Source organism: Peribacillus sp. R9-11, from assembly GCF_031345095.1.
Lineage (GTDB): Bacteria > Bacillota > Bacilli > Bacillales > DSM-1321 > Peribacillus > Peribacillus butanolivorans.
The window spans coordinates 4,595,743-4,617,567 of the sequence record NZ_CP133763.1 but is presented as its reverse complement, the minus strand read 5'-3'; the positions used below and the strand labels follow the sequence as shown (position 1 = coordinate 4,617,567).

Annotated in this window: 21 protein-coding genes, 1 pseudogene and 1 riboswitch; of the genes and pseudogenes, 19 read left to right on the top strand and 3 right to left on the bottom strand. The window is 39.3% G+C overall.

Going from position 1 to position 21,825, the window contains the following annotated elements:
* Nucleotides 1-274: 274 nt before the first annotated feature.
* On the bottom strand, nt 275-2,323 hold the full coding sequence (locus RE409_RS22420; protein ID WP_309558077.1) for a molybdopterin oxidoreductase family protein: 2,049 nt from the start codon (nt 2,321-2,323) through the stop codon (nt 275-277).
* A 158-nt stretch (nt 2,324-2,481) separates the two neighbouring features.
* Nucleotides 2,482-2,572: riboswitch (SAM riboswitch) on the top strand.
* Nucleotides 2,573-2,714: 142 nt separating this feature from the next.
* Between RE409_RS22420 and RE409_RS22415 the strand changes: the two genes are divergently transcribed.
* From RE409_RS22415 to RE409_RS22385, 7 genes are all read left to right on the top strand, one after another.
* Entirely contained in the window at nt 2,715-3,716 is a 1,002-nt protein-coding gene (locus RE409_RS22415) for a 2-hydroxyacid dehydrogenase (protein ID WP_309558076.1), read from the top strand.
* Between the two features lie 18 nt (nt 3,717-3,734).
* Complete coding sequence (locus RE409_RS22410; RefSeq protein WP_201223219.1) at nt 3,735-5,225, top strand: FGGY-family carbohydrate kinase; 1,491 nt, start codon at nt 3,735-3,737, stop codon at nt 5,223-5,225.
* The gene (locus tag RE409_RS22405) at nt 5,215-6,459 is read left to right on the top strand and encodes an MFS transporter (RefSeq protein WP_201186508.1); all 1,245 of its coding nucleotides are present in this window, start codon (nt 5,215-5,217) and stop codon (nt 6,457-6,459) included. Before RE409_RS22410 ends, RE409_RS22405 begins: the two co-directional genes overlap by 11 nt.
* 189 nt (nt 6,460-6,648) lie before the next feature.
* Nucleotides 6,649-6,867, top strand: coding sequence for a DUF1659 domain-containing protein (locus RE409_RS22400; protein ID WP_056530283.1), 219 nt, complete (start codon nt 6,649-6,651; stop codon nt 6,865-6,867).
* 43 nt (nt 6,868-6,910) lie between these two features.
* Entirely contained in the window at nt 6,911-7,129 is a 219-nt protein-coding gene (locus RE409_RS22395; RefSeq protein ID WP_201250477.1) for a DUF2922 domain-containing protein, read from the top strand.
* Between the two features lie 89 nt (nt 7,130-7,218).
* Entirely contained in the window at nt 7,219-7,380 is a 162-nt protein-coding gene (locus tag RE409_RS22390; RefSeq protein WP_056530289.1) for a YvrJ family protein, read from the top strand.
* Between the two features lie 679 nt (nt 7,381-8,059).
* Nucleotides 8,060-8,803, top strand: coding sequence for a collagenase (locus RE409_RS22385; protein ID WP_201253897.1), 744 nt, complete (start codon nt 8,060-8,062; stop codon nt 8,801-8,803).
* A gap of 258 nt (nt 8,804-9,061) precedes the next feature.
* Here the strand turns inward: RE409_RS22385 and RE409_RS22380 are convergent, their stop codons facing one another.
* The gene (locus tag RE409_RS22380; RefSeq protein ID WP_201223221.1) at nt 9,062-9,454 is read right to left on the bottom strand and encodes a thiol-disulfide oxidoreductase DCC family protein; all 393 of its coding nucleotides are present in this window, start codon (nt 9,452-9,454) and stop codon (nt 9,062-9,064) included.
* Nucleotides 9,455-9,674: 220 nt separating this feature from the next.
* On the opposite strand from RE409_RS22380, the gene RE409_RS22375 reads away from it, so the two are divergent.
* Nucleotides 9,675-10,202, top strand: coding sequence for a hypothetical protein (locus RE409_RS22375; RefSeq protein ID WP_201223222.1), 528 nt, complete (start codon nt 9,675-9,677; stop codon nt 10,200-10,202).
* A 515-nt stretch (nt 10,203-10,717) separates the two neighbouring features.
* Here the strand turns inward: RE409_RS22375 and RE409_RS22370 are convergent.
* Nucleotides 10,718-11,245 carry a GNAT family N-acetyltransferase gene (locus RE409_RS22370; RefSeq protein WP_201223223.1) on the bottom strand — a complete coding sequence of 176 codons (528 nt, stop codon included), beginning with the start codon at nt 11,243-11,245 and terminating at the stop codon, nt 10,718-10,720.
* Between the two features lie 234 nt (nt 11,246-11,479).
* Here RE409_RS22370 and RE409_RS22365 point away from each other — a divergent pair, with 234 nt between their 5' ends.
* The 11 genes and pseudogenes from RE409_RS22365 (at nt 11,480) to RE409_RS22315 (ending at nt 21,719) form a co-directional block, all read left to right on the top strand.
* On the top strand, nt 11,480-12,937 hold the full coding sequence (locus RE409_RS22365) for a sigma-54 interaction domain-containing protein (protein ID WP_201186501.1): 1,458 nt from the start codon (nt 11,480-11,482) through the stop codon (nt 12,935-12,937).
* A 332-nt stretch (nt 12,938-13,269) separates the two neighbouring features.
* Nucleotides 13,270-14,694, top strand: a complete 1,425-nt coding sequence (ablA, locus tag RE409_RS22360; RefSeq protein ID WP_309559304.1) for a lysine 2,3-aminomutase — start codon at nt 13,270-13,272, stop codon at nt 14,692-14,694.
* A gap of 2 nt (nt 14,695-14,696) precedes the next feature.
* Nucleotides 14,697-14,963 (top strand): YokU family protein, encoded by a 267-nt coding sequence (locus tag RE409_RS22355; RefSeq protein ID WP_053347558.1) that lies wholly within the window; start codon nt 14,697-14,699, stop codon nt 14,961-14,963.
* Nucleotides 14,964-15,026: 63 nt separating this feature from the next.
* On the top strand, nt 15,027-15,905 hold the full coding sequence (gene ablB / locus RE409_RS22350; RefSeq protein WP_309558075.1) for a putative beta-lysine N-acetyltransferase: 879 nt from the start codon (nt 15,027-15,029) through the stop codon (nt 15,903-15,905).
* Nucleotides 15,906-15,917: 12 nt separating this feature from the next.
* Nucleotides 15,918-16,148: a ferredoxin gene (locus RE409_RS22345; RefSeq protein ID WP_053347556.1), complete on the top strand. Its 231-nt coding sequence runs from the start codon at nt 15,918-15,920 to the stop codon at nt 16,146-16,148.
* A gap of 138 nt (nt 16,149-16,286) precedes the next feature.
* Nucleotides 16,287-17,648, top strand: coding sequence for an aspartate aminotransferase family protein (locus tag RE409_RS22340; RefSeq protein WP_053347555.1), 1,362 nt, complete (start codon nt 16,287-16,289; stop codon nt 17,646-17,648).
* A 10-nt stretch (nt 17,649-17,658) separates the two neighbouring features.
* On the top strand, nt 17,659-18,357 hold the full coding sequence (locus RE409_RS22335) for a CoA transferase subunit A (protein WP_056530315.1): 699 nt from the start codon (nt 17,659-17,661) through the stop codon (nt 18,355-18,357).
* A complete protein-coding gene (locus tag RE409_RS22330; RefSeq protein WP_201223224.1) occupies nt 18,342-19,004 on the top strand; it encodes a 3-oxoacid CoA-transferase subunit B in 663 nt (220 codons plus the stop codon). The genes RE409_RS22335 and RE409_RS22330 overlap by 16 nt, the downstream gene beginning before the upstream one ends.
* Nucleotides 19,005-19,022: 18 nt before the next feature.
* On the top strand, nt 19,023-20,213 hold the full coding sequence (locus tag RE409_RS22325) for a thiolase family protein (protein WP_201250481.1): 1,191 nt from the start codon (nt 19,023-19,025) through the stop codon (nt 20,211-20,213).
* Between the two features lie 2 nt (nt 20,214-20,215).
* The gene (locus RE409_RS22320; RefSeq protein WP_309558074.1) at nt 20,216-21,529 is read left to right on the top strand and encodes a peptidase; all 1,314 of its coding nucleotides are present in this window, start codon (nt 20,216-20,218) and stop codon (nt 21,527-21,529) included.
* Nucleotides 21,489-21,719, top strand: a pseudogene (locus tag RE409_RS22315) (YokU family protein). Before RE409_RS22320 ends, RE409_RS22315 begins: the two are co-directional and overlap by 41 nt.
* The last annotated feature ends 106 nt before the right edge of the window (nt 21,720-21,825 follow it).

The following is a 21,825-nucleotide window of genomic DNA, read 5'->3' as shown; positions in this document are numbered from 1 at the left end:
CATTTTGCCTCGTCGTTAGGTTAGGGTTTCTTAAGGTTGAAGCTTAATTCTAAAACTTTTTTGTTTGCGAGCTATTAGAAACAATTATTTATTCAATTCACTTCAAACTATAGTTTATTGTTGAGGATTCTTATACATTAGAAAGTCCCCCAACCATAAATGGAAAGGGGACTATTTTATGTTAAAAGGAGTATTTTGAGTAAAAAAGGTTCAAGCTATTTTTTATTAATTAGTCATAAAAAAATTTTAAGAAGGGAAGATAAGATATAAAAAATTAAACATCCTTATTCATTCTTTCTACATTCACACGCCCTGAAAAGAATGTAGCTCCGCCGCCCATATCGGCAATACGATCTGGAGTCAAGGCATTAACGAGTTGTTTTTTACCAGGCATGTCTGACCAGAGACCTTGACTGACTACGACGCCTGGAAGGACCTGTTCGCCTACAGAAACCACTAGCTCGCATTCTCCACGATCATTCCAGATGCGGACAGTTGTACCATCTTCTATTCCTCGATTATCTGCATCCTTTTGATTCATAAATATTTTAGGTGCTTTTTCAAGTGTGATGTGTTTGTCATTATTGGAAAAGGTAGAGTTTAAAAAGTTATGGTTCGGTCCAGGTATGAATTGGAGAGGGTAATCCTGCTCTTCTACTAATGGAATATACGTAGGAAGGGCTGAATATCCATCTTCTTCCATCACTTTGGAATATAATTCGATTTTCCCACTAGGTGTTTGTAAATTCTTTAACAAATCGGTCAAATTACTTGCTTTGATGTAGCGTTCATTTTTTAGTTTCTCATAGGTTATATCCGATAAATAAGGATTGGATAAATCGTTTAGAGCTTGTTTCATTAATTCTTCATCGTCATCCTTAAGAGTTTGTTCGTCAAATTCCATGGCTTTTGCAAGTAGCCTGAATACCGCTGTGTTCGATTTACTTTCTCCATAGGGTGCGATGATAGGCTCATGTAAGTGGATATAATTATGCCAGTATGATGTATAAAAATCTGTATTTTCAAAGGCAGATGTAGATGGTAATACAATGTCTGCAAACTTCGCTGTCTCCGTTATAAACAAGTCATGGGCGACAGTGAATAAATCTTCCCGGGCTAGACCCTCTCTTACTCTATTTGCCTCTGGTGCAACAAGAGCAGGGTTACTTCCATAGACATACAATGACCGAATGGGGTTGTCCGGTTCAAGCAATGCTTTCCCTATTTGATTCATATTAATTGTACGTGTTTTAGTCTTTTTGAGATCAGGGCGTTGTAAAGCTGCGGTATTAAAGGAGAGAAATCCTGAATTGGATTTAACTGCACCTCCGCCTTTTACTAGCCACTGTCCTGTTAAAGCAGGTAAACAGGCAATCGTCCGAGTGCTCATCCCGCCATTATCATGATGCTGAAGACCATTTCCAATCCGAATCATTGAAGGGGAAATCGCCCCATACATCCTAGCTAATTTGTATATGTCTTCTACGGGAACGCCTGTTATGTCAGAAACCATTTGTGGCTGATATTGCTCAAGATGATCTTCTAGCTCTTCATAACCAATCGTATATTCCTCTAAAAACGATCGATCCACTAGCTTTTCTTTATAGAGTATATGCATGATTCCTAATGCTAGTGCACCATCAGTCCCTGGGAGAATGGGAATGAACCAATCGGCCATTCGTCCGGTTTGATTTTTATGAACGTCAATAACAATGACTTTAGCTCCTGATTTTTTTGCTTTTTGTGCGAGTGTTACTTGATGCATATTTGTACTTACGGCATTGATTCCCCAAAAGATGAATAACTTAGTTTCGGTCATCTCTTCTGGGTCTGTACCGTAGCTCCCCCCCATTGTGTAGCGGTAGCCTGTTGAGCCAGCAACTGAACAGATGGTCCGGTCAAGTTGACTTGATCCGAGGCGGTTAAAAAAACGGCGATCCATTCCTTCTGCAGCGAGTTTCCCCATATTCCCATAGAAACTGTAAGGAAGAATGGTTTGTGCCCCTTCCTCTGAAATAAGATTTTTCCAATGATTTGTGATCGTTTCGATCGCTTCTTCCCAACTAATAATGGTGAAATTCCCCTCACCTTTTTTTCCCACGCGTTTTAAAGGATTCTTAATTCTCTTGCTATCATAAATCCGTTCACCCATATTCCGAACCTTGTTGCAAATATTCCCTTTCGTCACTGGATGATTTGGGTCACCACTAATTTTCTTGATTTTTCCATCCTCTTTGTGTACAAGTAAACCACATTGGTCTGGGCAATCAAGAGAACAGACAGAAAGGACTACACCATTTTCTATATCTTTATATGATTGCATGTCAGTATCCTTTCATGAAAAAAATGATTCATAGATTATATCATACGGAGAGAATATTTAGAAAGTTCAAATAAATATTGACTTCCGTTTTGAAATTCATTATATTTGGTATATTCTATTAATTGAAAAAATAGTTAAACCAATATAATATTGTAAAATTTCTATCAAGAGAGGTGGAGGGACTGGCCCTTTGAAGCCTCGGCAACATTATTGTGCCAATTCCAGCAAGCGAAGCTTGAAAGATAGAAAGAGTGGCCTTTTATTTTATTGTTGTGAGAACGATATTATGAAGTAATTATCTCTTTCCGTCTTAGCGGGAAGAGATTTTTTTATTTTTAAGAAGTGAGTTACTGACAGGTAAAGTCGTTACATAAAGGAGAGAGATGTAAAAATGAACATTCTAGTAACAGCACCATATAACGAAGCGGGCATCAAGGAATTAAACGAGTTATTTGGAAAGGCTACCTATCAACCTTGGAAGGAAAATGGAAGGGCCTATAACGAAGTAGAGTTGATCTCTTTATTAAAAGAGTCTAAGGCGGAGGGGTTAATTACTGAGTTAGATCAAGTAACAGAAAAAGTATTCGCTGAAGTACCTGAATTGAGATTTGTGGGTGTGTGTCGTGGCATGCCTTCTAATGTTGATGTGGAAGCTGCAACAAAAAGGGGACTTCCCGTCTTTTTCACTCCAGCACGTAATGCTCAGGCTGTTGCAGAATTATTTGTCGGTAATCTCCTTACATTTTTAAGGCATACCATTCCTTCCAATCAATGGTTGAAGGAGGAAAAATGGAATGAAGACTATCTCCAAGCCTATTTAAAGTTTAAAGGAAATGAAATTTCTGGGAAAACAATTGGAATGGTGGGGTTTGGGGCCGTGGGCCAGCGAATTGCAGCGGTTCTTGAAAGTTTTCAATGTTCGATAAAATACTATGACCCTTATGTAGAGAGTGATAATCCTAATCATGTTCGGGCTTCTTTAGAAGACGTTTTTTCGACAAGTGATGTGGTATCCATACACCTCCCTAGAACAGAGGAAACGATCGGGATGATCAATGAACACTTTTTGGGACTGATGAAAGAAGAGGCAATCTTTGTAAATATGTCAAGGGCTGTCGTGGTTGAAAGAGATGCGCTTGTACAAGTATTAAAAGCACAAAAGATTAGGGGGGCGATATTAGATGTGTTTTATCAAGAGCCGCCTGAACAAAGTGACTATGAATTAATTAAATTGCCCAATGTATTAGCTACTCCTCATCTTGCCGGCGCAAGTTATGAGGTTGAGGATCATCACGTCTCAATAATGAACCAAGCGTTAACAAAGTGGACAACACAACATACTCTTCAGATTCCAACTCTATATAACAGAAAAAATCTAGAAGTTAAGTCATAAGAAAGAAGAGTGAAAAAAATGGCTATAAAAGAAGGTTATTTAGTATTTGATATCGGTACTGGAAATGCAAGAGTGGCTATCGTTGAGACAACAGGTGAAGTCGTCTCTATTGAGAGAGAGGATATACAATATGAAATTGAACCTCTTTATCCTGATAGTCGATACTTTTCACCTGAATTACTTTGGAAACAGCTTATTCAATTAGCAAAAAAGGCGATGGCTAAAGCTCAGCACATTTCAATCAAGGCAATAACGTCCACTAGTCAACGGCAAGGAATTGTTTTGCAGGATCAGGATGGGCACTCGTTTATCGGGTTACCTAATATTGATAATAGAGGCCGCGAATGGGAAAAGGAGTTTTCAAATCAACCTTTTATTTATGAAAGGGCAGGTAGATTACCCTCTGCATTGTTTTCAGCTTTAAAGCTGGTCGCCCTGCAAAAGAGGCAGCCGCAATTATGGGATAAAATTAAATACTTTACAAGCATCAGTGAGTGGGTTGCCTATAAATTAAGTGACGTGCTCGTCTATGAGCCATCACAAGCGACCGAAACACTGCTATATGATGTTCAGAAACAAGAATGGTCAGAGGAGTTGTGTGAACAATTCGGGATATCGGTAGACTTGTTACCCGAATTAAAATCGTCTGGTTCGATCCTTGGTGAAATTACACCGAATATGGCTCAGATGCTGGGATTGGACGAAAAGGTTTTAATCGTAGTAGGAGGCGGTGATACACAGCTGGCTATCGCAAGCACGTTTGCCGAAAAAGGTGATGTCATCATCGTATCTGGAACGACCACCCCTATTTGCCATATTACTGATGAATATAGTGTGGATTCTAAACGAAGAGCATGGACAAATGCCCATACGAATAAAAATCAATGGCTGTTAGAAACAAACCCAGGAATAACTGGGCTTAATTATCAGAAATTAAAAAATATTTTCTACCCAAATGAGAGTTATCAATTAATGGAAGAGGAAATGAGTAAGCTTACGACGATTGATTGTGTATCAACGTTAGGCATGTATCTGACAGATGAGAAAAATGCGACGAAAAAAGGTGGCTTCATTTTTAATACACCATTAGAAGAAAACTTAACCCGTGCTCATTTTGTAGCTTCAGCTCTATGGGAAATTGCTTGTACAGTCAAATGGCATTTCGACAAATTATGCGAAGTGATTCCTTACGATTTGCCATATGTATGGGCTTGTGGAGGTGGTTTTCAAAGTGAAACGTTAACGAAATTTGTAGCTAATCTCCTTCAAAAAGAAGTGCGCATTCATCAAGGGTTCAATCAGGCATCCGTTGTCGGATCTGCAGTTATCTGCAATAAGACATTAGGGGTAAACAGTGTATTATCAGGCGATATCAAAGCGATTACAAATGAGGCTAGTTACGATGAATGGAAGTATGAGGAGTGGAAACAAGCTCAACAGTTCTTTTTCAAAGACCAATATAGCTTAAATCCAAATAAGATAGAAAAGAGAGATATATATGTTAGATAGAATTGGAATACCTAAAAGTTTAAGCTGGGGTTTTTTAGGTGTTATGCTCTTTATGATGGGAGACGGACTTGAAGCTGGCTGGTTAAGCCCTTTCTTAGTTGACAATGGATTGACTGTTCAGCAGTCAGCGGCCATTTTTACTGTATACGGAATTTCTATAGCTCTTTCTTCTTGGTTTTCAGGTGTTTGTTTAGATGTTTTTGGACCAAAGAAGTCTATGTCTATGGGATTATTGTTTTATGTTATTGGGACTGCAGGATTTATCACTTTTGGTTTTGAAAGTATGAATTATCCTGTTATGCTTATCACCTATTTTATTAAAGGTTTCGGCTATCCTTTATTTGCTTACTCTTTTTTAACATGGGTCATTTATCGATCACCTAAAAATAAATTAAGCACAGCTGTCGGTTGGTTCTGGGTAGCTTATTGTGCTGGAATGATGGTACTTGGCTCTTGGTATTCAAGCTACGCTATTCAATACCTAGGTTATGTCAACACATTATGGACCTCTATTTTCTGGGTATGCCTAGGTACGATTTTTGCTATAGTCATCAACAAAGACAAATTTGAAAAGAAACAGATATCTAGCAAAAAAGAAGCAGTGAATGAGCTCTTAAAGGGCATCACCATCTTGAAAACAAATCCAAGAGTTGCTGCTGGTGGTGTTGTAAGAATTATTAATAGTGTAGGATCATATGGATTTCCGGTTTTCTTACCCATGCATATGGCTGAACATGGAATTGAAACATCTGTCTGGTTACAATTATGGGGTACGATCTTCTTAGGAAACATTATTTTTAATTTGGTTTTTGGTTTCGTTGGAGATAAATTCGGATGGAAAAATACAATCATCTGGTTTGGTGGAGTCGGTTGTGCTATTTTTACCCTTCTATTATATTACACACCAATGATCACAAATGGAAACCTCATTGCAACTAGTATTGTTGGATTTATATGGGGTGCATGTTTAGCTGGTTATGTACCTATAGGAGCATTGGTTCCATCCGTTGCAGGTGAAGACAAAGGAGCGGCCATGTCTATTTTGAATTTTGCGGCCGGTTTGTCTTCATTCGTTGCACCTGCTATAGCCATGACTTTTATCGGTTCGGCTGGAGCAGAAGGGGTTGTATGGATTTTTGCGATCCTTTATCTAGCTAGTGCGGTGATTGTTAAATTCATTCGTTTACCAGAAGAGGATGAAATGAAAAAAGAAACGGATCCACTTGCATCATAATGAAACATGGTGACTTAAAATCACCTTTTCTTATTAATAGGAAGAAGCTACATTCCAATATTGGATTGTGGCTTCTTTATTTTTATTTATAACAGCTGCGTATCATTAAATGAAAATAAAAAAACTTTCACCACCATGCTACTTTCACCTCGTAAAAGTTTATATAGAGTGTGAAAGGAGGTGAGCGACATGGCAAACCAAATTCCAGTATCAAGTACGTTACGGATTGATTTTGAGACGGGGTTAAATGAAAAGGGGGCTATCGTTTTCAAGCGTAGGTCATTTTCAAACATCAAGGTTGAGGCGACGGCGGATCAGTTGTTTTCGGCAGCAACAGCGATTGCAAGCGTGCAGAATTATCCAATGGGTGAAGTGACCAGAGTGGATACGAATTCATTGATTGGCTAATCGGCTTTTAGCAAAAGGTTGAAAAAACAGGAGGTGATACAAAATGGCTAGAGTATTGGAAATGATTTTCGTAACAGAGGAAGGAAAGTCAGCGACGATTTCCGTTGAAAATCCGAAGGAGCCGGTTGATGCGAATACAGTCAAACTGGCAATGGAGCAAATGATTGCGGGGAATGCCTTCGTTGCATCATCGGGCGACTTTGTCAGTATTAAAGGAGCACGCCTTGTCGAGCGTAATGTCGAGGATGTTGAACTTATCTAACTTGTCAGCAGGCAGGCTCATCTTTGAAGGACGTGTCCTGAAAATGGGTGAGTCTGTTTTTCACCATACCAGAAGAGAGGTGAACAAAAGTGGATCAAATCCTGCCATTTATCAGTGATATCGGATTTCCGATTATTGTTACCCTTTATTTGCTTCATCGGATTGAAACAAAATTGGATACATTGAACGAAACCCTTGTCGAGCTGCCGGATCGTTTGCAAGAGGGATTCCAAAGTCAGTTTAGAGGATAGGTAGGGAGCATTATGGATGTTATCATTCATAGTGCTTTTTTTATTTTTGCAAAAGGGATCCTACCACTACCCATCGAGCTAACGAGTAAAAATACTATATGTAAAATTATCTTGAGAACATTTTAATTTATAAAAATAACGAGAATATACGGTATATTATCGGTTTTATTTGCACATTGTTTACTAAAAAAGGAAAATATTATTATTTTTTTAAAATGTAACAATTATATTAAAATGTTGTGTTAGTATAAAAAAGTCAGAAAAATCAGAATGAAAAAAGAGTATTTTCAAATTACATATTTGAAAGATTATATGGGCAGATGTATTTCAATAATTTTCACGCCTTAAAAAGACTGAATATTTAAAATATTAAACGAAGCTTGATTCGAAAATTAAATTGATTACACACCCTAGGAGGATTCTACTTTAGAAATACTATCATCATTTTTAGCACTAACAATAATTATTTCATCCATGACAAATTTAAATGCCAGCTGTAAAGGGGCAGAAGTTTATAGTGTACAACAAGAACATCCTTTATTTTGAATTATGGAATCAACTCTAATAAATATAATTAACACGATTATTTTATTTGGATTATTAACTTAAAGAATTGGAAACCATTTGAATGAATTTTTTTAAAAGCGTTGCAATTAGTTTTGTAATCAGTTTAATAGTCTTGGGCACTTTAGTAATTGTTTATCATTTTTTATCTAGAAATAATACATTAGATCTGGAAAAACTACTAGAAAGGGAAGAATATCATTTGCTAGATGGGGTGAAAATTTACAATTCAGAAAATGATGAATTGAATAATCTAATTATTAATGAGATAACGAATCTTAATAAAGAATTGTCTAGTATGTTTGGAACCATTAATATGGATGTTGAAATAAATATAATGGTATTTGAAGAATTAGAGGAATTACAAAAGTATGCGGAATTAGAAAATATCGGAGCCTTTTTTGATAAAAATTATAATTTAATTGCATTGGTTAAACCCGATAACCTTGTTAGGGAAGCAGATGAATGGTTCTTTAGAAGGGATTTACGTCACGAGTATACACATTATTATTTGACTAAATATCTAAGTGAAAATAAAATTACAGCCGTTCCGAAGTGGTTCGATGAGGGATTGGCCGAGTACGTTGCAGTTACTATGGATGGGGTTGAGACTACGGACCCATTAGAGGAAGTAATTAATTTTGAATTGTTGAAGAGTAGGGAAGATTGGGCAATGCAAAGAAGAAACCATACAGAGTTATATCCTCAATCACATTATGGAATCAAATATATAATAGAAGATAATGATTTGAGCATAATAAAAAAAATAATAGATGATAGCTATAAGTTAGACTTTTCAAAAGCCTTTAAAAGACATACTAACATAGACATAAATGAATTACATATGTTAATCAATTGAAATATTGCATGTTAAAGACTACGTATCTAATCTTTTTTTAAACTCTAGTGTTTCGGCAGTTACCAAAGCAACAATCGTTTTATTTTAGCACATTGTAAAGTGTGTTGGGAGTTTAAAATGGGTAAATAAGAAAGGAAAGAAACGCCTATAAAAGGGAGAGGTGATGAAGAAGTTGATTGCTCATTATTCATTTCCACGTTTAAAAGTAGGTGGAGTTACATTGAAAAAGGTAATTCAGTTGAATTACCTTTTTTTACGTTATAAAAACCGCTTTCGAACACTTGGGGATGGCAGCATACAGCTTTCTTCTTTTTTCCCAAACCATTTGTAACGGTTCTTGGCAATAAAGTCATAAGCGATGTTCCGAATGAAGCTTGGAACGATGGTAAAACCGTAAAACATTTTCCATGCCCCTTGTAAGCGACGGCAAATCCTCAGAGCTGCAGCCGATTTATAGTAAGCCTTATCCTTTTCGATCAGCACTATACTATCAATATTTGCAGGAACATCGTACTTTTTCAGCAACTCTTGTCCAGCTTCACTTTGAAGCGAAGCAAAATGAAAAAGCCCCTTCGGATCCCGCTTTATAATGAACTGAACACTTGAATCACAAAAATTGCATTCACCATCAAATAAAATGACCGAATTCATGAACATTCCTCCTAAAGAGCGACGTTATCATACTCATGCTTCTATCATACACTACCCGTTTTGGTAAGGCGAAAAAGTATGGAATTGCTTGGGGTTTTAACTGTCTCTTCTATATTATGTCATGTTTTAATAAGGAGTAATTAAGGTTAAGGAATAGCTTTTTTAGTAGTTAAAAAAAGGAAATGTCGATATTATTACAAATAATGGGTTTGTTTACTGAATGATCAAAAGGGTTGAAGTACTATTTAGGGGGGGAACCTTTGCTTTTTCAAAAAATGACTGTAGATTCCTAGTTGTATGTTGCCTTGCTGCTTGCGACGAACAACAAATCATCAAAAAAGAAATGATTCAGATACAAAAGAAAACAGAAGTGCAAGATACATCCTCCAGTAATCTCCCATCTTACAATGCACCGAAGTATCTGGGGAAATATTTGTATAGCTATTGGGTAGCGGAAGGTTCGTTCCTTGTTATTCTAAGAGATGAAATTAGCACATTTACAATGCAGAGGATCACAAAAGATGACATAGGACCAATTAGGCACTTTGAAATAATTGAACCAACCGATAACAAGATTACTGGTGTACTTTATAGTGTTGAGAAACAAAATAGAACTTCATTATTTACGTTAGAATTAAGCGAAGATAAAACGGAATTGACTATTACATTACCAAACGAAAAACCAGTTACTTTCAAAGAAACAGAAATGACTCCAGAAGAATATAATGCTAGTTATACTTGGAAATGAAATGTTATTTGAAGGAACAACTAAATTAACTCATTAATGACCTTGAAAGGGCTTATTTAAATACCAAAAGGTACGAAAGATTTCTGCAGATAAGGAAGCAGGCAAAGAAACATGGAATGAATTGTTTGCTTGATTAAAAATGAGACCAATAACCTCTAATGTGAATGGTGAATGATGGTGGATTGGATCAAATCGACTTAAAACGGAATAATTCGACGCACAAATCAAATAATTCGTCCTACACACAAAATAATTCGACCTACAGAGAGATAATCCGTCCTACATACTATTTAATTCGTCCTACAGGGAGATAATCCGTCCTAAAACGAAATAATTCGACCCATACACCGAATAATCCGTCCTACACACAAAATAATTCGACCTACAGAGAGATAATTCGTCCTACACACAAAATAATTCGACCTACAAGAGATAATCCGTCCTACACACAAAATAATTCGACCTACAGAGAGATAATTCGTCCTACACACTAATTATTCCGTCCTTGATGGATGTTAAAGTTCCAAACGCCAATTATTGCATCGCATAAAGCTCCCTGGAGGGTATTCGAATTCACATTCGGAAATAAGATTGAAGTCAAGCTTGCGACAAATTGCATTTGAAGCAGGGTTATGGATTGACGGGAATGCGTGAATATACTTGTATTTCCGCTCGGCTTTGACTTTTGCTATTACAGCCTTCACTGCACGGGACGCAATCCCTTTCCCCTGATATGAAGGGAGGACACTCCACCCAATTTCGTACACAGTTTCATCATTCCACACGGTTCGCCAGTAGCCAACGGAGCCAACAGCCTCTTCCTCTGGATACAGGATGATGCTAAACATACACCCTTTACTTCCAATCTCAAGATAACGTTTGTGGCGTTTCAAAATTTGTTCTTTACTCTCTGGACCTCCGAGATGTTCCATCATTTCTGGGGAATTTAGTTGAAAAAGTAAATCAAGGTCCCTATCTTCCCATGGTTTAATCTGTAACCCGTTTTCTTTGCTTCGTTTTGAAATCTCGCTCACCCCTGACATTATATTATACTCTTAATCAATACTTTCTTTGCTGAGAGTGAGATTCCTTTATTTATATGTATTTATTGTTCTATCTATTAACCTGCTTGAAAATCCTAGAAATAACGATTAGTCGGTATGGAAATTATCGGTCATTATTAAATTGTGAGTTTTCAGATTATGTAGATGAATATTTCCCATTAAATGCTATAATTTACAGGTGGTTCTATCAAATGACAGGGCGGAGATGATGAAATGAAATCTTCAGTAAATCAGTTTTCCACTCAATTTGAATGGATATTGAATGTGATTAATGTTGGTGTCCATATCGTTAATAAGGATGGAGATACCGTATTCTATAATAAAATGATGGCTCATATCGACGGGCTGGATCGTGAACAGGTGTTAGGAGAAAATATCTTTCAACTGTATCCATCATTGACTGATGAATCCAGTACGCTGCATGTAGCATTGGAAAAAGGCATCGAAACGATTGAGTCCATTCAAACATATGTTAATTTAAAAGAGAAAAAAATAACTTCTATTAATAGCACGTATCCTCTATACGAGGACGGTGAAATTATTGGGGCAGTAGAAATCGCAAAGGATATTACTAAGGTCATGAGCATGTACGATCAAATTGTTGATTTGCGTTCCCAGCTGGCCGAGACCCATAAGAAAAATAAGTTCTTTGAAGGGACAGCTACCTATCATTTTAGTGATTTAATTGGGAGTAGTCCTGCTTTTCAAGAAGCTATTTCATTAGCAAAAAAAGCGGCTCGTACACATTCTCCAGTCATGATTTATGGACCTACAGGGACAGGAAAAGAACTTATTGCTCAAAGTATACATAATGTAAGTGCTCAGCGAAATCAACCATTCATTGCGCAAAATTGTGCGGCTGTTCCAAAGGAATTAATGGAGGGGCTACTGTTCGGCACAACGAAAGGGGCTTTTACCGGAGCGATGGACCGACTCGGGATTTTTGAACAGGCAAATGGCGGTACCCTGTTTCTTGATGAATTGAATAGCCTCGACCTTGGTCTGCAGGCAAAATTGCTGCGAGTATTACAAGAAGGCGAGGTACGCCGTGTTGGAGGTTCGAAGGAGCAGAAAATTAATGTAAAGATCATTGCTGCGATGAATATTTCTCCTGATGAGGCGTTAGAGCGAGGAATTATTCGCTCGGATTTATTTTTTCGTTTGAATGTCGTAACCATTCAAATGCCTTCTCTTCTGGAACGTAAAACGGATATTCCGGAAATAGTAAATCACTTTATTCAAAAATTCAATAAATCATTCTTTTCGGATGTACGCGGGATCAGCCAAAAGGCGATGCAACGGCTTCTTCAATACTCGTGGCCGGGAAACATTCGTGAACTGGGACATGCCATCGAGTTAGCATTTAACGTCATGGACACAGGGGAAGTTATGATTGAAGAACATCATCTTCCTGCTTATTTATTCCCTTCAGGAAAATATTCCGCCTCAAATGCGCAGAGCCATCATCCTCCATTAAAAGATAAGATTGATTTACCTGTCGTTCTTGAAGAAATGGAAAGGGAAATGATAATAAATATGTTTGAGAAATATAATGGGAATATCAGCAAAACAGCTGAGGCCCTCAATATTAAAAGACAAGGATTACAATATAAGTTAAACAAGTACGGTATAGAAAAAGTTTATGCCGCAGGATCGAAGGAATTAAAATGATTGGGGAGTAATTGAAAACGCTATCATTCACTTATACTTTTAGAGAATTGTTGTTCAATAGAATAAGTATGTAACTTGAAGAGGGCTCTCGCGAAATGAGACCCTCTTTTTTCAATCTCAAAAGGATAAGCATTAAATCCGTATCTCTTTGGCGCAAAGAAATTGGCTGCAAAATATTAGGCATAACGAAAAATATTTTGCGGTTTAAGGGGACGATCCGCCCTCTTTTTTCTATGTTTTTCTTGTTTTGGATGTTGGCATTATTCTTGCAAGTAGATATATATATAGTTTCTTAAGATAAAGAGGGGGGCATTTTAATGAGTTTGATGGGAATGGAAGTAAAACATGAGGAATACCTTGGTGGACGTAGACATTATAATGAGATTGAATTGTGGAAAGATGTAACGGAAGAGCAATGGAATGATTGGCTCTGGCAATTAACCAATACAATTAAAACTTTGGATGATCTGAAAAAAGTTGTGAACTTGACACCGGAAGAAGAAGAAGGTGTTCGGATTTCAACTCAAACAATCCCTTTAAATATTACACCTTACTATGCATCCTTGATGAATCCTGATGATCCTCGCTGTCCGATTCGTTTGCAGTCTGTACCGCTTTCGGCAGAAATGAACAAGACTAGATATGATTTGGAAGATCCGCTGCATGAGGATGAAGATTCTCCTGTTCCAGGTCTAACGCATCGTTATCCGGATCGCGTTCTATTTCTTGTCACGAACCAATGCTCTATGTACTGCCGTTACTGTACTCGTCGTCGTTTTTCAGGTCAGGTTGGCATGGGCGTTCCTAAGAAGCAATTAGACGGGGCGATTGAATATATTCGTAATACTCCGGAAGTGAGAGATGTTTTGATTTCTGGAGGAGATGGCCTATTAATCAATGATAAGATTCTCGAATACGTATTGAGTAATTTACGTGCTATCCCACATGTGGAAATCATTCGTATCGGAACTCGTGCACCGGTTGTTTTCCCGCAGCGGATTACAGAAAATTTATGCAATATTCTGAAAAAATATCATCCAATTTGGTTAAATACGCATTTCAATCATTCACTTGAACTGACGGAAGAAGCCAAAAAAGCATGTGATATGTTGTCGATGGCTGGAGTACCGCTTGGTAATCAGGCTGTTATTCTTGCTGGAATTAACGATAGTGTTCATATTATGAAAAAGCTTATGCACGACTGTGTTAAAGCAAGGGTAAGACCTTATTACATTTATCAATGTGATTTATCTGAAGGGATCGGCCATTTCCGTGCACCGGTTTCAAAAGGACTGGAAATCATTGAAGCGTTACGTGGCCATACATCAGGATATGCAGTGCCAACTTTTGTGGTGGATGCTCCTGGCGGAGGCGGAAAGATTGCCTTGACTCCGAATTACCTTCTTTCGCAAAGTCCGAATAAAGTGGTCTTACGGAACTTTGAGGGAGTTATCACGAGCTATCCAGAACCGAAGAACTATGTTGCTGGCAGTGCAGATGCTTACTTTGATGAAGTGTATGGTACCGAAGAAAGAAAAGGAGCTGTGGGGATTTCTGCTCTGATGACAGACGAAAAATTCAATTTGGTACCAGAAGGCCTGCGTCGCCTTGACAAGAGAAAAGCGTATGAAACTACTGATGAACATGCTTCTTTGAAGGATCGCCGTGATAAACGTGATGAAATGAAGGAAAAATTAAGGTTAGCCCAAGAAAAAAAGAACGCCATGGTCGGAAGTTCTGAAGGCAAGGGGGAATAAGGATGGAATGCTTGTGGTGTAATGCCCCCAACGTTGAGGAAAGTGAAAAGAAGGATTGTTACTGGATTATGCCTGATGGTAAACGATCAATAAAAGTTCTTCAGGTTCCAGCCCTGAACTGTCCAAATTGTGGAATCTATGTGTCTGATTCGATGAATCAAAAGGTGGATGAATCCTTATCTATATATGACGTGAGTGAGTATCCTGATGAGTTTACGTATGAACAGCTTCTTCAGGCTCCTGTAAAGAAATTGTTTAATTGGAAATAGAATGCCGGGAGAAGTAGATGATGCATCGCTTCTCCCGAATTTTAGTTAAGGAGGGTATACATAATGTCTGTTCAAAAGCTGCCTTTTTTCACCCGAATTGAGACTGGGGAATGTTTTACGATGGAACTCTATCTTGATCATGCAAATCATCGCTTACGCATTGATGATTATCGGGGGAATATCAAAAAAGCGATAACTCGAGCTCTAGTCATCGCTCAAGAGCATGGCTTTACAAAAGTGATACTTAAAGCTAGACAAGAAGATTTATCTGCGACATGGGTCCATGGATTTATGCTGGAAGGAATATTGAGTAAGTATTTTAATGGGAATGATGCTTATTGCATGGCATTGTATTTTACCAATGAAAGGCGAACAAGCGACTATTGGATGAAGGAAGACAAAATTCTCCAAGATGTTATTGATATTCCTAGAATAATAGAAAAGCAGCAACTACCTGAAAATTACTCCCTTCGATTTGCTGAAGTTGAAGATGCATATGAGCTGGAAAATTTATACGGTGCAATTTTTGAAACCTATCCAACCCCAATGAATGATGAGGGTTATATCAAAAAAGTGATGGAAGAAGGAACGATCTTTAGTGTTATTCAATATGAAGGATCCATCGTTAGTGCTGCATCCGCGGAAGTAAATGAAATGTATCATAATGCTGAACTAACTGATTGTGCAACGATTCCTCATCATCGAAAACATGGTTTTATGAAGGTACTTATCTCAGCATTAGAACAAGAACTTATCAAGAAAAATATTTATTGTTCCTACTCTTTAGCGCGATCTTTGTCAAAGGGCATGAACGCTGTCTTTCACCAGCTGGGATATGAATATGGAGGAAGATTTACGAAGAATTGCAATATTTGGGATAAGTATGAGGACATGAATATTTGGGGTAAAGATTTATCTTCTGTAAATGGATTCTTTAAATAGGAGGAAAAGTTTATGGCTAAATACACATGGGTTGATAAAGATACCTGTATTGCGTGCGGGGCATGCGGTGCAACAGGTCCTGAAATTTATGACTATGACGAACAAGGAATCGCTTTCGTTATCTTGGATGATAATCAGGGGAATGCCGTAGTTCCTGAGAATCTGTATGATGACATGCATGATGCTATGGAAGGCTGCCCTACAGAATCAATCCTGATTCAGGATGAACCTTTTAGTTGGTAAACTCGGTTTTATGGATTCATATTTGCCATCTATTCTTTCAATCAGTTAATAGGATTTTTCCAATAGTTTAAGAGTTTTAGTGTACTAGAACTTCATAGATGTGTAGTTGGTAAAAAATGTAAATAAAGGAGAGATGAAATGAAGCGGAATCATTTAATTAAGCCCATACTAGATCATAACTATCCCACTGTCTCTCATGGGAAGGGAATATATCTTTATGACACGGATGGAAAACAATACATCGACGGATCTTCAGGTGCGGTTACGGCGAGTATTGGTCATGGAGTATTAGATGTTGTTGAGGCAATGACAGAGCAGGCAAGTAAAGTTTCTTTTGCATACCGATCTCATTTTACAAGTGAAGCCGCAGAGACTTTAGCCGAAAAGCTAAGTGAGTTAGCTCCAGGAGATTTAAATTGGTCGTTTTTTGTGAACAGTGGGTCGGAAGCAACCGAAACGGCGATGAAGATAGCCATTCAACATTGGCAAGAAAAAGGATTTGAGCGGAAAAATCGTATCGTCTCCCGCTGGACGAGTTATCACGGGATTACGATGGGTGCTTTATCGATGTCCGGTCATGTGTCAAGAAGAAAACGTTTTGTTCCGTTATTAGAGGATTTTCCTAGTATATCTGCTCCGTATTGTTATCGATGCCCTTATGAATCTTCCGGCTGTAAACTGCAGTGTGCAAATGAATTAGAGACGTCCATTCAAAGACTTGGTTCTGAGAATATTGCCGCCTTCATCGCTGAACCAATTATCGGGGCATCTGCTGGGGCTGTTACTCCACCGGATGGTTATTATCAAAGGATTAAGGAAATATGCGAACGCTATGACATTCTCTTTATCGCCGATGAAGTTATGACTGGAATCGGTCGTACAGGAAAAATGTTTGCCATGGAACACTGGGGAGTTACCCCAGATATCATCGCATTAGGGAAAGGTATGAGCGCTGGCTATACTCCAATTGCAGCCACTTTGGTTAGTGATCGGGTTATGGAACCCATTTTAAAAGGTTCGAAGTCAATCATGGCTGGACACACATATAGTGCAAATCCTCTATCTGCTGCCGTTTCTTTAGAAGTGCTTGCCTACATTGAACGAATGAATCTGGTTCAGGCAGCGGAAGAGAAAGGACAGTATCTATTGGAGAAATTACATGGGCTGGCTGAGAGATTTGACATCATTGGTGATGTACGAGGAAAAGGGCTTCTCCTGGGACTTGAGTTTGTTTCAAATAGGAGTTCAAAAACTCCATTCGACTTGCAAGATGGCATAACCACAAGAATTGTCAATAAGGCATTTGAGAAGGGATTGTTGATCTATCCTGCTTCAGGCGCAATCGAAGGGATCGCGGGTGATGCAGTTATTATATCTCCGCCGCTAGTTATTACAAATGAAGAAATTGATAGTCTTGTAAAGATACTGGAAGCTTCAGTTGAGGAATTGCAGCATGAATTGCACTCGGAAGGTCTGATAGAGAACAAGCAGGCTATTTAGGAGGAACCATATGAAGCAGGTCATTTCGAAAAAAAACAAAATTGTGACCCTGGAAGAAGCACTCGAGTATATTACTGATGGATGTACTCTCATGTACGGTGGGTTTGGGGGAGTGGGGACTCCGCCAACACTCATACAGGGCATCCTGGACAAGGGCGTTAAGGAACTAACATTGATTGGCAATGATACAGGATTCCCTGATATTGGAATTGGCCGGCTGGTGACTCTTGAAAGAGCCAAAAAGGTCATTGCCTCTCATATCGGATCTAATCCAAATGCCGGTCGGCTCATGACTGAAGGAAAGCTGCAAGTGGAATTTTCTCCGCAAGGGACATTAGCTGAAAGGATTCGTGCAGGCGGAGTAGGCTTGGGCGGGATTTTTGTTGATGTCGGGATTGGAACGATAGCTGAAGAAGGCAAGGACAAAATGGTAATCGACGGAAAGGAATATTTGATCGAAACCGCTTTGACCTCGGAAGTGAGTATCGTCTATGCCAAAAAGGCAGATCCGTTGGGGAATTTGGTTTTTGACAAGAGTGCCCGCAATTTCAATCCGCTCGTAGCGATGGCAGGAGCTTTTACTATAGCAGAAGTTGAAGAAATTGTTCCGGTAGGCGAATTGGATCCGGAGTGTATTGCCACGCCAGGTATTTATGTAGATATGGTGATTCCAACAAAAGGGGTGAATTGGAAATGGGCATGGGAGTAGATGTACGAAATCGCATCGCCAAACGCGCTGCCAAGGAAATCCATGACGGATTAATCGTCAATTTAGGTATTGGCATCCCTACCTTAGTGGCCGATCATTTATCTCAAGATATCCATGTGCTGTTCCATGCGGAAAACGGTGTTCTTGGAACAGGCCCCAGTCCAAATCAGGGGGAAGAAGATCCTGCTCTCTGTAACGCAGGAGGGTTCCCGATTACGTCTGTAATGGGGGCTTCTTACTTTGACAGTGCAACTGCATTTGGCATGATTCGTCGAGGATACATCGACATTACCATCCTTGGGGCATTGGAAGTTAGTGAAACAGGGGATTTAGCCAACTGGATTGTCCCAGGCAAACGGGTACCGGGGATGGGCGGAGCAATGGAGCTTGCCCAAAAAGCCAAAAAGGTGATTGTCTTGATGAATCATGTAAACAAGCAGGGGGAATCGAAGATATTAAAGAAATGCACACTTCCTTTAACGGCAAGACATAGTGTAGATTTAATCATTACTGATATGGCTGTCATGGAAGTTACAAAAGAGGGATTGGTGTTGAGGGAAGTTATGACACCTTATACAGTTGATGATGTGATTGCGAATACAGAGGCGTCGTTGAAAATAGGGGCTACTGTCAACAGCATTGAATAGGTAAGAGGAGGAAGAAGCATGAATGAGGTCGTCATCGTTGCTGGAGCGCGAACTGCAGTTGGATCCTTTGGAAAATCACTCCGGAATGTTAATGCTACCGAATTAGGCCGTCAATTATTGGAAGGCTTAATGGAAAAATCTGAATTAGGCAAAGAAAAGGTCAATGAAGTGATTTTCGGACATGGCTATGTCCATGGAGGCGGACTTAACTCGGCCCGAATTTCATCGCAGATGGCAAATTTCCCGCATAGTGTCCCAGGCCACGTTGTAATCAAAGCATGTGGATCAGGTTTAAAGGCCATTACCAATGCTGCATTAACTATTGCTGCTGGTCAAGAAGACATAATCATTGCCGGCGGAGTGGAGAGCATGAGCAATGTGCCTTATATCGTGAAAAATAGATGGGGCGGTAAATTTGGAAACGTAACGATGGAGGATGCTCTGCTGGCAGATGGATTAATATGTTCCTTGGGAAATGAGCATATGGGAATAACAGCCGAGCGCCTGGCTGAAAAATATGGTATCCGTCGTGAAGAACAGGATCAATTTGCTTATCAAAGCCACAAGAAGGCTTGGAAAGCTATGGAAGAGGGACGCTTTGATCGAGAAATTATTCCGCTCAAAATCAAGGATCGAAAAGGGCTTCAAATCTTCAATCAAGACGAAGGGGTACGCGAGGACATTCATCTGAGTCAACTAGCCAGTCTTCCAGCAGTATTCAAAAATGAAGGAACCATAACGGCAGGAAATGCCTGTCCCATGAATGATGGAGCAGCAGCTGTACTATTAATGTCCAAGCAGCAAGCAGAAGAAAAGGGATTAAAACCGCTCTTGAAAATTAAGGCTTTCGCCAGTGCAGGTGTTGAACCTGGAGTTATGGGGATTGGACCAGTACCAGCGACTCGAAAGGCATTGGCAAAAGCAGGTCTATCGTTAGAGGATATCGGACTGATTGAACTTAATGAAGCCTTTGCTGCCCAAGCACTTGCAGTGATCAAGGAGTTAGATTTGAATCCGGATATCGTCAATGTCAATGGAGGGGCAATTGCACTTGGTCACCCTGTAGGAGCAACAGGTGCAAAATTGACAGTCACACTGATGCATGAAATGTTGCGTTCCCAAGTTAAGTACGGAATGGTAACGTTATGTATGGCAGGTGGAATGGGACTTTCAGTAATCTATGAGAATATGTGTATAAAAGGAGGATAAAAGTGCCGGATTTTAAAAAACGAATTAACCAATGGATCAAGGATCATCGGGAAGAAGGAACAGACTTATTGCAAAGGTTGGTGCAAGCACCGAGTACCCAAGGAAATGAAGCAGACGCTCAGGCTATCGTCGCCCAAAAACTAGAGGAAATGGGCCTGAAGGTTGATATTTGGGAGCCTAACGGTGGGGAACTGAAAAAGCATTCCTATTTCTATTCTCCTCGCAGCGAATTTTCCAACAGTCCTAATGTGGTAGGAATTATAAAGGGAACTGGAGGCGGCCGCTCCATTATCTTGAACGGACACATCGATGTGGTTCCGGATGGTGATCGGGATCAGTGGGATGACGATCCATATAGTGGAGCCATAAAGAATGGGAAAATGTTTGGACGCGGCGTAACAGATATGAAAGGAGGCAATGTATCCCTTATCCTTGCTATGCAGGCATTAAAGGAAAATGGCATTCATTTAAAGGGAGATGTCATATTTCAAAGTGTGATAGAAGAAGAAAGCGGCGGAGCCGGAACCTTAGCAGCCGTCTTGAGGGGATACAAAGCTGATGCTGCCCTTATCCCTGAACCAACGAATATGAGGATTTTTCCCAAACAGCAGGGGTCGATGTGGTTCCGAGTTCTGGTAAAAGGCCGGTCAGCTCACGGCGGAACCAGGTATGAAGGTGTAAGTGCCATTGAAAAAAGTATGACCGTAATAAATCATATTCGTGCTCTGGAAGAAAAACGAAATGCACGTATCAGTGATCCGCTTTATCAGAACACACCTATTCCGATTCCAATCAATTTAGGCGTCATTGAAGGCGGTAATTGGCCTTCCTCTGTTCCTGACCTCGTGAAAATTGAAGGTAGAATGGGTGTTGCGCCAGAGGAAACGATGGAGCAGGCGAAAAACGAAATGGCTAATTGGCTGTTACAGATCAAAGAAGTTGATGAATGGTTCAAGGATAATCCGCCCGTTTTAGAATGGTTCGGAGCACGCTGGGTTCCAGGTGCAATTGATGTAGAACATGAACTAATGAATACGCTCGTCAATCAATTTCGGCAAGTTGCTGGACAAGATCCGGTCATTGAAGCCTCTCCATGGGGAACTGATGGAGGATTGTTGACTCATGTCGGTGAAACGCCTGCAATTGTTTTTGGTCCTGGAGTAACAGAGGTTGCCCATTATCCAAATGAATATATCTTACTGGAAAATGTGTTCGCGACAGCGGAGATTATTGCCCTTACTTTAATTCAATGGTGTGGAATTGAACAATTGCAGGATGAGCCTTATGTGGCCTTGGCAAGTAAAGAAGACAAATGATAACGTATATTGGGAGTTACCTGATGGAACAATGTCTATTTAAAATTAACAGGGCTCCATCCATTCAATGTGTTACTAATTGGAAGAGACAGAGAAAGAAATTGAATATCAACACACTACAGATAGATATGATGAATTGATGTCTAAGCCCCGTTTACTTAAAAGAAATTATTTTGTTTTTAGCCAGTAAAGTGAAGCTTCAATTGGTGAAGTTACCTTGGTAGTGAACGTATCAGGTTCTTACCTTCAGTTAGAAAAGGGTAAATACATAGTCTTCCGCAAAGAGGTTGTGGGAG